Below are 12,650 nucleotides of genomic sequence, written 5' to 3'. Positions count from 1 at the left end.
GACCGCTTGCCTGTCTTACTGGACCCGCTGCACGCGAGGCGAACGGTTGGCGCCGTCGATATCGAGAAAGACCGCGCCAAACAGGCCGCGCCGCACCGTGACTTTCGGGTCTTTCAAGTCCAGCGTATCGACCGTGCTGTCGATCACGCGCCAGGCCTGGCCATTGGCGAGGCGGATCACCTGCCCGCCTTCCCAACCATCAAACCGGCCGGCGATATGGCTGTCATAGCTGTCCAGCTGGTTTTCCTTGCGGGCCGACGCCGGGATGCCAAACACTTCGACGGCGCGCCGCTGGTCTTCCGCCTTTTGTGTGGCAGGCTGCCCCAGTGGAATGGCGTCATAGCAGGCCACGCGGGCCGTGGCATCGGCCACGGCGCGGCACTGGCGCAGTGCGGCATCATCGACAGCGGCCAACGTGGGGCCGGCGGCGGCCAGCAGCAAAGCAAGCGAAAGGCGGTTCAGGGCAAGGCTCATAGGGATGATCAAATGGGAACACAATGGGAACAAAGTGTTGCAATGGTAATCCACTTTTCGCTGCGCCAGCGCAGTACGTGATCCATCTGTTAACTGTACGCGCCGATTGTGTACAATGTGCCGTTCAGGCTTCACTCCCTTTCATCCCGCAACGCTAGACACCCGCTATGAACCAATTAGAACAGCTCAAGCAATACACCACCGTCGTTGCCGATACCGGCGATTTCCAGTCGATCAAGGCGTATACGCCACGCGATGCCACCACCAATCCATCGCTGATCCTGAAAGCCGTGCAAAAGGATGAATACAAGCCCTTGCTGGAAAAGGCGGTGCGCGACAATCCCAACGCGACCACCGGCGACATCATCGACCACTTGCTGATCGCGTTCGGCACGGAAATCCTGAAAGTCATCCCGGGCCGCGTGTCGACGGAAATCGATGCCCGCCTGTCGTTCGATACCGAAGCCAACGTGGCCAAGGGCCGTGAATTGATCGCCCTGTATGAAAAGGCAGGGATTCCCCGCGAACGCGTGCTGATCAAGATCGCCTCCACCTGGGAAGGGATCCGCGCGGCGGAAATCCTGGAAAAGGAAGGCATCCATTGCAACCTGACCCTGCTGTTCTCGCTGGCCCAGGCCATTGCCTGCGCGGAAGCCGGCGTGCAACTGATTTCGCCGTTCGTCGGCCGCATCTATGACTGGTACAAGAAGAGCACCGGCATTGATTACATCGGCGCAGAAGATCCGGGCGTGCAATCGGTCAAGCGCATTTACAACTACTACCGCAAGTTCGGCTACAAGACCGAAGTGATGGGCGCCAGCTTCCGCAACACCAGCCAGATCCTGGAACTGGCCGGCTGCGATTTGCTGACCATCAGCCCGGACCTGCTGCAAAAGCTGGCCGAGACCAACGCCCCGGTCGAGCGCAAGCTGGGTACCGATGGCAGTGCCGGCCTGGTGCAACTGTCCGTCGATGAAAAAACCTTCCGCTTCATGCTCAATGAAGACGCGATGGCGACGGAAAAACTGGCCGAAGGCATCCGCGCGTTCTGCGCCGACTCGGGCAAGCTGAAGCAGATCATTTCTGCGATGCGCTGATGCGGTAATACGCTGACAAAATGGGGCTTCGGCCCCATTTTTCATTGCTGGAATGTATATTGCAGCGTTGAAACGTATAACAAAACGTTACATGGAACCCTGTTATACAATGGCCAACACCGCTCTTGCCACAGGCGCCAGGGCGTATCGCGTTGATCATCCTTTCCAGAGACCTCCATGAGATCAGTCCCCCGCTGCATTCCCATCGTCATGCTGTCGCTGCTGGCCGCCTGTGGCCAGAAAGACGACAAAGCCGCCGCCGCCCCGCCGCCCAATCCCAAAGTTGCCGTCTACACCGTCGCTCCCGCCGAACTGACCTTGTCCGCCGAATTGCCGGGCCGGCTGGAAGCGTCGCGCGTTGCGCAAGTGCGGGCGCGCACCCCGGGCATCGTGCTGGCGCGCGTGTACAAGGAAGGCAGCGACGTCAAAGCCGGCGATTTGCTGTTCCGGATCGACCCGGCGCAATTCCAGGCGTCCTACGACAGCGCCCAGGCGGCCGTGGCCAAGGCGGAAGCCAACCTGGCACAGGCGGAGCTGAAAGTCAAACGGTATAAACCGTTATTGGCGGCGCAGGCGGTCAGCAACCAGGAATACGATGATGCCGTGACCGTGCAAAAACAGGCGACCGCGGACCTGGCGACCGCGCGCGCGGCGCGCCAGACGGCCGGCCTCACGCTGGGCTACGCCACCGTGACGGCGCCGATTTCCGGCCGTGTGGGCCGCGCACTGGTGACCGAAGGCGCGCTGGTCGGACAGGGTGAAGCCACGCCGATGGCGGTGGTGCAAACGCTGGACCCGATTTACGTGACGATCACGCAATCGTCGGCCGATGTGCTGCGGTTGAGGAAAGCGCTGGCTGACGGCAAAGTAAAAAGCGCCGAAGGCAGGAACAATGCGGGGGCCGCCAAGGTGACTCTGGTGACGGAAGATGGCCAGCCGTATGCGAAAGCCGGCAAGCTGCTGTTCTCCGACGTCTCGGTCGACGAAACCACCGGCGCCATCACCATGCGCGCGGAATTCCCGAACCCGGACCGCACCCTGCTGCCGGGCATGTACGTGCGCACGCGGCTGGAACAGGCCGTCAATGAAACCGGCATCGCGGTGCCACAGCAAGCGGTGGTGCGCGGTCCCGAAGGCGCGACCGTGCTGGTGGTCGGCGCCGACAACAAGGTCTCGTCGCAGCCGGTCAAGGCCGATGCCGCGCAGGATGGCCGCTGGGTCATTAGTTCCGGCCTCAAGGGTGGCGAAAAAGTCATCGTCGAAGGCTTCCAGAAAACCAAGGCGGGCGGCACCGTCACGCCAACACCGTGGCAAGGCCCGCCGGCCGGCAATGCGCCGGGGCAGACCAGCGCGCCGGCAACGCCCGCCCCCGGCGCGGCAGCCAAGTAAGCGGGAGACCTGATGGCAAAATTCTTTATCGACCGCCCCGTCTTCGCGTGGGTGATCGCGCTGTTCATCCTGCTGGGCGGGATGCTGGCGATCACCTCGCTGCCGGTGGCGCAATATCCCACCATTGCGCCGCCGTCCATCGTCATCTCCGCCACCTATCCCGGCGCCACCGCCCAGGTGCTGGACGATGCCGTCACCAGCGTGATCGAGCAGGAAATGAATGGCGCGGACGGCTTGCAATACGTGGAATCGCAGAGCGAAGCCAATGGCAACGTCAGCATCACAGTGACGTTCCAGCCCGGCACCAATCCGGACCTGGCCGCCGTGGACGTGCAAAACCGTATCAAGCGCGTGGAATCGCGCCTGCCGCAAGCGGTCACGCAGCAAGGCGTACAGGTGAACAAGGCGCGCAGCAATATCCTGATGTTTGTCGGCGCCTCGTCCACCGACGGCTCGATGGATACCGCCGCCATCGGCGATTACCTGGCCCGCAACGTCGTCAATGAAATCAAGCGACTGCCGGGCGTGGGCCAGGCCCAGTTGTTCGGCACCGAGCGCGCGATGCGGATCTGGATCGACCCGGACAAGCTGGTGGGCTACAAGCTGTCGATGGCGGACGTGACGGCAGCGATCCGCGCGCAAAATGCGCAAGTGACGGCCGGCACCCTGGGCGACTTGCCCGCGCCCCGCTCGCAAACCTGGTCGGCCCCGGTGGTGGTGCAGGGACAATTGACGTCGCCGGAAGAATTCGGCCGTATCGTGCTGCGCGGCGCCGGCAGCGGCGCCACCGTGCGCCTGGCCGACGTGGCGCGGATTGAAATGGCGGGCGCGTCGAACGCGATCAGTGCGCGCCTCAATGGCAAGCCCTTCGTCGCCATCGCCGTGCAGCAATCGCTGACCGGCAATGCGCTGGCCACCGCCAACGTGGTGCGCGCCAAGATGGACGAACTGGCGAAATACTTCCCGCCCGGCCTGACTTATACGATCCCGTACGACACCTCGTTGTTCGTGAAAATCTCGATCGAGGAAGTGGTGAAAACCCTGCTGGAAGCCGTGCTGCTGGTGTTCCTCGTGATGTACCTGTTCCTGCAAAACTTCCGCTATACGCTGATTCCCACCATCGTGGTGCCGGTGGCGCTGCTGGGCACCTTTGCCGTCATGCAGCTGGCGGGCTTTTCCATCAACGTGCTGACCATGTTCGGCATGGTGCTGGCGATCGGCATCCTGGTCGATGACGCCATCGTGGTGGTGGAAAACGTCGAACGCATCATGAGCGAAGAAGGCTTGTCGCCGCGCGCGGCCACCCGCAAGGCCATGGACCAGATCACCGGCGCCATCGTCGGCATTACCCTGGTGCTGATCGCCGTCTTTATTCCGATGGCGTTCTTTGGCGGCGCCGTGGGCGCGATTTACCGCCAGTTCTCGCTGTCGATGGTGTCGGCCATGGTGTTCTCGGCGCTGATGGCGCTGACGCTGACGCCGGCGCTGTGCGCCACCCTGCTGAAACCGATCCCGGCGGGACATCATGCAAGGCGCGGCTTCTTTGGCTGGTTCAACCGCGGCTTCGCAAAAACCGCCACCAGCTACCAGGCCATGATTGCCCGCATCCTGACGCGCACCGGCCGCTACATGATCGTGTTCGCACTGGTGTGCGGCGTGGTGGCGTGGCTGTACGTGCGCCTGCCATCGTCATTCCTGCCGAACGAAGACCAGGGCTACATCATCGCCAACGTGCAACTGCCGGCCGGCGCCTCGAAGAGCCGCACGGAAGAAGTGTTGGCCAAGGTCGACGCCTACCTGCGCGAGCAAAAAGCCGTAGCGCGCACCATTGCGGTGGCGGGCTTCAGTTTTTCCGGCAATGGCCAAAATGCGGGCCTGGTATTCGTGCCGCTGAAAGACTGGAATGAACGGGGACCGGACGATGCGGCAGACAAGGTCGCAGGACGCGCCTTCAAGGGCTTGTCCGGCATTGCCGACGCCAGCATCTTTGCCCTCAGCCCGCCGCCGATCCGCGAACTGGGCAACGCGACCGGCGTCACCTTGCGCCTGCAAGACCGCAGCAGCCAGGGCCACGCGGCGCTGGTGGCCGCGCGCAACCAGTTGCTGGGCCTGGCGTCGAAAAGCCCGATCCTGAAGAGCATGCGCCCGGAAGGGCTGGAAGACGCGCCACAACTGCAGCTCGAGATCGACCGTGAAAAAGCCTATGCGCTGGGTGTGTCGTTTGCCGACATCAACAATGCGCTGTCGGTGGCGTTTGGCTCCAGCTATGTCAACGACTTTACGTCCAGCGGCCGCCAGCAGCGCGTGATCGCGCAAGCCGATGCGCTGCGCCGCCTGCAGCCGGAAGATATCCTGCGCATCCACGTGAAAAACGCCAGCGGCGCCATGGTGCCGCTGGCGTCCGTCGCGTCGTCGAAATGGGTGACCGGCGCCATGCAGCTGGTGCGCTACAACGGCTATCCCGCGATCCGCCTGAGCGGCGATGCGGCGGCCGGCCGCAGCACCGGTGAAGCGATGGAAGAAATCGAACGCCTGGCGCAGCAATTGCCGCCCGGTTTCGGGATTGAATGGACCGGCCAGTCGCTGGAGGAAAAAACGTCCGGCTCGCAGGCGCCGGCGCTGTTTGCGCTGTCGATGCTGGCGGCCTTCCTGGTGCTGGCCGCGCTCTATGAAAGCGAATCGATCCCGATCGCGGTGCTGCTGGTGGTGCCGCTGGGGATTCTCGGCGCGCTGCTGGGTGCAACCATCCGCGATTTGCCGAACGACGTGTATTTCAAGGTGGGCCTGATTGCGATCATCGGCCTGTCGGCAAAGAACGCGATCTTGATTATCGAGTTTGCCAAGGATTTGCAGGCCCAGGGCAAAGGGCTGGTGGAAGCCACGCTGGAAGCAGTGCACCTGCGCTTCCGCCCCATCATCATGACATCGCTGGCGTTCATCCTCGGCGTGCTGCCGCTGGTGATCGCCAGCGGCGCCGGGTCGGCCAGCCAGCGCGCCATCGGCACCGGCGTGATGGGCGGCATGATCACCGCCACGGTGCTGGCGGTATTCCTGGTGCCGGTGTTCTTTGTCGTGATCCGCCGCATCTTCAAAGGCAGCGAGCGCCAGCGCCGGCTTGCCGCGCATGAACTGGATCTGCCGGAGAATCCTGCCAAATGAACTTGAAACTGCTATTTGTAATGATGACCGCAGCCTTGTCCGGCTGCTCGATGGCGCCACGCTATGAGCGCCCTGCCGCGCCGGTGGCCGATGTTTATCCGGCCACGCCGCCTGTCGCGGGCATGGCCGCAGCGGTCCCTGCGGCGCAGGGCAAGGCGGCCGCTGACACCGGCTGGCGCGACTACTTTACGGACCCGCGCCTGCAACAACTGATTGCCACCGCACTGGAGCATAACCGCGACTTGCGCACCGCCGCCTTGCGCGTCGAAGAAGCGCGGGCCCTGTATGACGTGCAATCGGCGGACCGCCTGCCGAATGTGAATGCCAATCTCAGCGAAGCGCGTTCCCGTACGCCGGCCGCGCTGTCGTCCACCGGACGGGCCATGATCGGGCAGCGGGCCGATGCCGGCATCGCCATGCCCGCATTCGAGCTGGATTTCTTCGGCCGCGTGAAAAGCCTGTCCGATGCCGCGCTGGCGTCGTACCTGGCGACCGATGAAGCGCGGCTGGCGGCGCAACTGACGGTGGTGGCGGATACCGCGAAAGCGTATTACACGGAGCGGGCGCTGGCCGAACAGGCGGCGCTGGCGCAGCGCACCTATGACGCGCGTGCCAAGACCTATGGCTTGACGCGGCAGCGCGTGGAAGCCGGGGCGTCGTCGCGGCTGGATTTGCGTTCCAATGAAACGCTGATGGAAACCGCGCGCGTGGCGGCATTGACGCTGGCGCGCCAGCGGGCGCAGGCCGCCAATGCGCTGGTGGTGTTGACTGGGCAGGCTGCGCCGGGAGATGGCGTTGCCGGTGCCGCTGGTGTCCCAGGCGCGGCTCCAGGCGGTGCCGCTGGCATGCCGTCGGCGCTGCTGTCCGATCCCGCCATCGATGCGCTGGCGGTCTTGCCTGAAGGCTTGCCTTCCGACCTGCTGGCGCGCCGGCCGGATATCCGCGCTTCCGAGCAACGCTTGCAAGCCGCCAACGCCAATATCGGCGCCGCGCGCGCCGCGTTCTTCCCGCGCATCAGCCTGACGGCGGCGCTGGGCAGCGCCAGCCCCACCGTTGGCGGCTTGTTCGATGGCGGCAGCGGCACGTGGTCGTTCACGCCGCAACTGGTATTGCCAATCTTTGCGGCCGGCCGCAACCAGGCGAACTTGTCGCTGGCGGAGACCCGCAAGCATCTCGCCGTGGCCGACTATGAAAAAACCATCCAGGTGGCGTTCCGCGAAGTCGCCGACGCCCTCGCCGCGCGCAACTACCTCGGCAGCCAGGTGACGGCGCAGCGGGCGATCCAGGAAGCCCAGGCCGAGCGCCTCAAGCTGCTGACCCTGCGCTTTGACAACGGCGTGGCCAGTTCGCTCGACGTGCTCGATGCACAGCGTGAATTGTTCAGCGCGGAACAGTCATTGGTCCAGGCGCGCCTGCTGCGGGCCACCAGCGCGATTGATTTGTACAAGGCGCTGGGCGGCGGCGTTCAATAATACCCGTGACCCAAAATCCGTAGGGCGGTAAGCCGCAGGCTTGCCGCCATGCGTGCGTTGCGTTGGCAATGGCCGCGCCGCAACGCAGGCGTACAATATCCCTTTCCCCGACACCCGACAAACCATGCAATCCCCCATCACCATCCGCGTCGGCGACCGTGCCCGCCAGCGTATCCAGCGCGAAGGATTCCAGGCGGCCGACGTCGCCATCGTGCCTGCCGCCGCGGGCGGCCCGAAAGGCTTGATCTTGAACGGGCTGGACCTGTGGATGGCCGGCGATTTCTTCAAGCAGGCCAGGCGCCCGCGCAAGCTGATCGGCGCCTCGATCGGCGCCTGGCGCATGGCGGCGGCGTCGTTTGCCGATCCGGTGGCCGCGCATAAACGGCTGGCCCACCTGTATGCGCACCAGCGCTATCCGGCCAAGGTCGATGCCGCTTATGTCAGCCGCACCTGCCGCACGCTGCTGGAAGAATTGCTCGATGGCCGTGGCGCGGAAATGCTGACCAATCCCGACTACCACTTATCCGTGATCACCGTGCGAGGCGCCGGTCCGCTGGCCAATGCGGCCGGTAACCGCCGGCGTGAAATGATGGGATTTATCCGCGCGGCTGTGGGCAACGCGATGTCGCGCAGCCGCCTGGCCACAGCCATGGAGCGCGTGATTTTCCATGACCAGCGCGACGATGCGGCCTGGCTGAAACAATCGTTCGATGCATTCGAGGGGCACTTTGTCGGCCTGTCGGAAGCCAACATGCACAGCGCACTGATGGCGTCCGGATCGATCCCGCTGGTGCTCGAAGCGGTGACCGGCATTCCCGGCGCGCCGCCCGGCGCCTACTGGGACGGCGGGCTGATCGACTATCACCTGCACTTGCCCTACCAGCGCGATCCCGGCCTGGTGCTGTATCCGCACTTTTCGGATTACATCGTGCCGGGCTGGCTCGACAAATCCATGCCATGGCGCCGCGCCCGCGATGCCGCGCTGGAAAACGTGGTGCTGGTCTCGCCCTCCCCCGCCTTCTTGTCGCGCCTGCCGAACGGCAAGCTGCCGGACCGTTCCGACTTCAAAGCCTACGGCCAAAACCACGACACCCGCATCCGCGACTGGCTTGCCGCCATCAGCGAAAGCGGGCGCATGGCCGAAGCGTTTGCACGGTGGGTGGAAAAGCCGGACTTGCGGGCAGTGAAAGGGTTTGCCTGACGGCGCCCGTCACTCGCCCAAAAACATTTCCTGCAAATCGTTGAGGAAGCGCTGCCCCATGTCGGTCGGCTTGATCAGCATGTGATCGCGCATCAGCAAGCCTTTGGCTTCGGCGGCGTTGAGCGCCTTGTCGATGGCATTGATTTGCAGGCCGGTGCGTTCCGGGAACAGTTGCGGCGGGAAGCCGTCGCGCAGGCGCAGGGAGTTGAGCATGAATTCAAAGCCCATTTCATCGCGGTCGATTTCCCGTTCCTCATGCACCGGATTGCCGGCCCTGACTTGCTCCATGTACGTCTTCGGCTGCTTGTAGCGCGCCTGGCGCAAGACGCGGTGCGGGAATGAAATCTTGGAGTGCGCGCCCGCGCCGATGCCGAGGTAATCGCCAAAGGTCCAGTAATTGAGGTTGTGGCGCGCCTGGCGGCCCGGCTGGGCATAGGCCGATACTTCGTAGTGACCATAGCCGTGCGAGGCCGTCAGTTCCGCGATCATGTCCTGCATGTCGGCACTGGCGTCGTCGTCCGGCAGCGCGGGCGGATACTTGGCGAAGACCGTGTTCGGCTCCATCGTCAGGTGGTACAGCGACAGGTGCGGCGGCTGGAAACTGAGCGCGGTTTCAATGTCGATGCGGGCTTGCTCCAGCGTTTGCGTTGGCAATGCGTACATCAGGTCGAGATTGAAGTTATCGAACGTGGCTTGCGCGATTTCCACCGCGCGCCTCGCCTCGCCGCCATCGTGGATGCGGCCCAGCGCCGCCAGGTGGGCGGCGTTGAAACTCTGGATGCCGATCGACAGGCGATTGATGCCGCTGGCGCGGTACGACTTGAATTTTTCCGCTTCGAACGTGCCGGGATTGGCTTCCATCGTGATTTCGATGTCCGCGTCCATCGGCAGCAAGGTGCGCACGTCCGACATCAGCCGGTCCAGCCCCGCTGCCGACATCAGGCTCGGCGTGCCGCCGCCGATGAAGATCGTGTGGATCTTGCGGCCCCAGATCAAGGGCAGCGCCATTTCCAGGTCCAGCCGCAATGCGGCCAGGTATTCCTCTTCCGGGAAGGCGCGGTCTTGCGCCTCATGCGAATTGAAATCGCAATACGGGCACTTGCGCACGCACCACGGGAAGTGGATGTACAGCGACAGCGGCGGCAGCGCCGTCAGGTTCAGCGCGCCAGGCTGCAGGTAATTGAGCGCGGCGCCTGCCGCCCCGGCATAGCCGCCTGCCGGCGCATCGACCGGCTTGGCACTGGCTTTTGACGTGGTGTTCGACGTCGCTGCGCCGACAACTTTAATTGGGATCATTGCAGTTTTTCCACCAGCACGCGCAGGGCCTGGCCGCGGTGCGACAGGCGGTTCTTTTCTTCCGGCGCCAGTTCCGCCACGCACTTGCCCAACGACGGGATATAGAAGTGCGGGTCGTAGCCGAAGCCGCCCTCCCCGCGCGCTTCCCCGATGATTTCACCGTGCCAGCGGCCATCGGCGATCACCGGCTGCGGGTCGTCCGCATGGCGCACGAACACCAGCACGCAGTAGTAATACGCGGACTTGTCCGCGTGCGCGGCCAGGTCGGCAATGACTTTGGCATTGTTGGCCGCATCCGATTTCGGCTCGCCCGCATAGCGCGCGGAAACCACGCCCGGCGCGCCCTTCAGCGCATTGACGCAGACGCCGGAATCATCGGCCAGCGCCGGCAAACCGGTCAGGCGCGCGGCGTGGCGCGCCTTGGTCAACGCGTTTTCCACGAAGGTCGCAAACGGTTCATCCGCTTCCGGCACATCGAATTCCCCCTGCGGGCGCACATCGAAGCCGACCGTCGCCAGCAATTCATTGAATTCCTTGAGCTTGCCTTTGTTGTTGGATGCGAGGACGAGGGTTTGGGTCATGACGGGTTCCGGCTGAAATTTCAAAGAGGGTATTGTACCGCGCCGCCACGTCCCGGCGTCCTCGCCATTGCCGCCGGGAATTGGGTATTGCGCGCCACAGTCAGACACAATTCAGTTTACTTTTTCAACAAATGTAATGAAACTACTTATTTATTGAACGAACAAAAGGAGACACAAGAGCTAACTACAGGAATTTTTGTAACCGCCATACAAACGTTGTGATGTAACAAAACTAAATCCATGTACAGCAACGACACAAGAACGGAGACACCGATGCAAAAAATCCAGCAATTCATTTTTGGCGCCGCCCTGGCGCTGGCCGCCGGCAGCGCCACCGCGCAAACCAACGGCACCATGCTGCAATACTTCGACTGGGATTCCAATGGCGACGGCCAGCACTGGAACCGCGTGAAAAACAATTCGGCCGCGTGGGCCAATCGCGGCATCACGGCGTATTGGCTGCCGCCCGCGTATAAAGGCAGCGGCGGCGTCAACGACGTCGGCTATGCCGTCTACGACTTGTTCGACCTGGGTGAATTCAATCAGAAAGGCGCGGTGCGCACGCGTTGGGGCACCAAGGCCGAATATATTGCGGCGATCGACGCGGCGCACGCGAACGGCATCCAGGTCTATGCCGACATCGTGCTGAACCACAAGATGGGCGCGGAAACCACGGAATGGGTCACCGGCGTGCGCGTCGACCAGAACAACCGCAACTCGGAATACGGCGGCGACGTCAGCCTGCAAACCTGGACCAGCTTTAACTTCCCCGGCCGCCTGCAAGGTGATGGCACCCTCAAGTACAACAACTTCCGCTGGACCTCGTACCACTTCGACGGCACCGATTATGCTCAAAACCTGGGCGCCGATGGCTGCACCAATTGCCGCATCTATAAATTCCGCGGCACCGGCAAAGGCTGGGATCCGGAAGTGGGCACCGAGTATGGCAACTACGATTACCTGATGGGCGCCGACGTCGATTTCCAGCACCCGGACGTGCGCCAGCACTTGAAGGACTGGGGCGTGTGGTACACCAATACCGCCAAGCTCGATGGCTTCCGCATCGACGCCGCCAAACACATCATGGCGTCTTACTTCCCCGAGTGGCTGATCCACGTGCGTAATGCGACCAGCAAACCCAACGCGTTTGCGGTGTCGGAATACTGGGACAGCGACATCAACCGCCTGAACAGCTATGTCAACTCGGCCAATACCAACGCCAATGCCAAACTGTCCGCCTTCGACGTGCCGCTGCATTCGAAGTTCCAGTCGGCGGGCAATGCCTGGGGCGGCTTCGACATGGGTTCGCTGCTGACCAATACCTTGGTCTCGTGGCAGCCGACCCGCGCCGCCACCTTCGTCGACAACCATGACACGCTCGACGGCCGTGGCCTGTCGTCAAAAGTACAGGACTGGTTCAAGCCGATGGCCTACGCCACCATCCTGTTGCGCGAAGCGGGCTATCCGACCGTGTTCCTGGGCGACTATGAAGGGGTGCCGGGCAAGGTGGCCAATCACTCGTGGATGCTGGACCAGCTGATGAAAGCCCGCAAATTCCACGCGTACGGCAAGCAAAACGATTACTTCGACCACTCCGATGTCGTCGGCTGGACCCGCGAGGGCAACGCGCAGCACTGGTATGGCGTGGCGGTGCTGATGAACGACAACCAGAACACCACCGGCACCAAGTGGATGTTTGTCGGCACCTCGCATGCGAACCAGTGCTTCACCGATGTCACCAACGCGGTGACGTCGCAAGTCTGCGCCAACGCCAGCGGCTGGGCCAACTTCCAGGCGCCGCCGGCGAAAGTCACGGTGTGGGTGCGCGCCGGGAAATATGGTTTGAACACCAACTAACGCAAGGCATTGCCGCCAGCTCACAATGCGTAGGGCGGTTCGCTTGCGAGCCGCCATGCTTGCGCCACGTTGACGCACGCAGGCGGCTTTGCAAAAGCCGCCCTACGGAGCGGTGCCAACACCA

At 63.2% G+C, this 12,650-nt stretch carries 9 protein-coding genes; 6 read left to right on the top strand and 3 right to left on the bottom strand.

Annotation, left to right across the window (positions count from 1 at the left end):
* Window positions 1-15 precede the first annotated feature (15 nt).
* Window positions 16-474: a hypothetical protein gene (locus tag AC1RRC_RS30465; protein WP_493059510.1), complete on the bottom strand. Its 459-nt coding sequence runs from the start codon at window positions 472-474 to the stop codon at window positions 16-18.
* Between the two features lie 167 nt (window positions 475-641).
* On the opposite strand from AC1RRC_RS30465, the gene tal reads away from it, so the two are divergent.
* The 5 genes from tal to AC1RRC_RS30440 all read left to right on the top strand — a co-directional run bounded on the left by tal (window position 642) and on the right by AC1RRC_RS30440 (window position 8,792).
* Window positions 642-1,571: a transaldolase gene (tal, locus tag AC1RRC_RS30460; protein ID WP_493059509.1), complete on the top strand. Its 930-nt coding sequence runs from the start codon at window positions 642-644 to the stop codon at window positions 1,569-1,571.
* A 177-nt stretch (window positions 1,572-1,748) separates the two neighbouring features.
* Window positions 1,749-2,960, top strand: a complete 1,212-nt coding sequence (locus AC1RRC_RS30455) for an efflux RND transporter periplasmic adaptor subunit (RefSeq protein ID WP_493059508.1) — start codon at window positions 1,749-1,751, stop codon at window positions 2,958-2,960.
* Between the two features lie 12 nt (window positions 2,961-2,972).
* Complete coding sequence (locus AC1RRC_RS30450; protein ID WP_493059507.1) at window positions 2,973-6,119, top strand: efflux RND transporter permease subunit; 3,147 nt, start codon at window positions 2,973-2,975, stop codon at window positions 6,117-6,119.
* Window positions 6,116-7,591, top strand: coding sequence for an efflux transporter outer membrane subunit (locus AC1RRC_RS30445; RefSeq protein ID WP_493059506.1), 1,476 nt, complete (start codon window positions 6,116-6,118; stop codon window positions 7,589-7,591). The genes AC1RRC_RS30450 and AC1RRC_RS30445 overlap by 4 nt, the downstream gene beginning before the upstream one ends.
* A gap of 124 nt (window positions 7,592-7,715) precedes the next feature.
* A complete protein-coding gene (locus AC1RRC_RS30440) occupies window positions 7,716-8,792 on the top strand; it encodes a patatin-like phospholipase family protein (RefSeq protein ID WP_493059504.1) in 1,077 nt (358 codons plus the stop codon).
* Window positions 8,793-8,801: 9 nt separating this feature from the next.
* On the opposite strand, the gene hemW is transcribed toward AC1RRC_RS30440, so the two are convergent.
* The gene (hemW, locus tag AC1RRC_RS30435; protein WP_493059503.1) at window positions 8,802-10,088 is read right to left on the bottom strand and encodes a radical SAM family heme chaperone HemW; all 1,287 of its coding nucleotides are present in this window, start codon (window positions 10,086-10,088) and stop codon (window positions 8,802-8,804) included.
* Window positions 10,085-10,669, bottom strand: a complete 585-nt coding sequence (gene rdgB / locus AC1RRC_RS30430; protein WP_493059502.1) for an RdgB/HAM1 family non-canonical purine NTP pyrophosphatase — start codon at window positions 10,667-10,669, stop codon at window positions 10,085-10,087. Before rdgB ends, hemW begins: the two co-directional genes overlap by 4 nt.
* A gap of 273 nt (window positions 10,670-10,942) precedes the next feature.
* Between rdgB and AC1RRC_RS30425 the strand changes: the two genes are divergently transcribed.
* The gene (locus AC1RRC_RS30425; RefSeq protein ID WP_493059501.1) at window positions 10,943-12,526 is read left to right on the top strand and encodes an alpha-amylase; all 1,584 of its coding nucleotides are present in this window, start codon (window positions 10,943-10,945) and stop codon (window positions 12,524-12,526) included.
* Window positions 12,527-12,650: the final 124 nt, after the last annotated feature.

This window comes from Pseudoduganella sp. GW821-FHT12E03, from assembly GCF_058807115.1.
This window is presented reverse-complemented; position numbering and strand designations above follow the sequence as displayed.

Coding starts and splice junctions, on each gene's coding strand:
- AC1RRC_RS30465 (WP_493059510.1), bottom strand. CDS start 474: ATGAGCCTTGCCCTGAACCGCCTTTCGCTTGCTTTGCTGCTGGCCGCC.
- tal (WP_493059509.1), top strand. CDS start 642: ATGAACCAATTAGAACAGCTCAAGCAATACACCACCGTCGTTGCCGAT.
- AC1RRC_RS30455 (WP_493059508.1), top strand. CDS start 1,749: ATGAGATCAGTCCCCCGCTGCATTCCCATCGTCATGCTGTCGCTGCTG.
- AC1RRC_RS30450 (WP_493059507.1), top strand. CDS start 2,973: ATGGCAAAATTCTTTATCGACCGCCCCGTCTTCGCGTGGGTGATCGCG.
- AC1RRC_RS30445 (WP_493059506.1), top strand. CDS start 6,116: ATGAACTTGAAACTGCTATTTGTAATGATGACCGCAGCCTTGTCCGGC.
- AC1RRC_RS30440 (WP_493059504.1), top strand. CDS start 7,716: ATGCAATCCCCCATCACCATCCGCGTCGGCGACCGTGCCCGCCAGCGT.
- hemW (WP_493059503.1), bottom strand. CDS start 10,088: ATGATCCCAATTAAAGTTGTCGGCGCAGCGACGTCGAACACCACGTCA.
- rdgB (WP_493059502.1), bottom strand. CDS start 10,669: ATGACCCAAACCCTCGTCCTCGCATCCAACAACAAAGGCAAGCTCAAG.
- AC1RRC_RS30425 (WP_493059501.1), top strand. CDS start 10,943: ATGCAAAAAATCCAGCAATTCATTTTTGGCGCCGCCCTGGCGCTGGCC.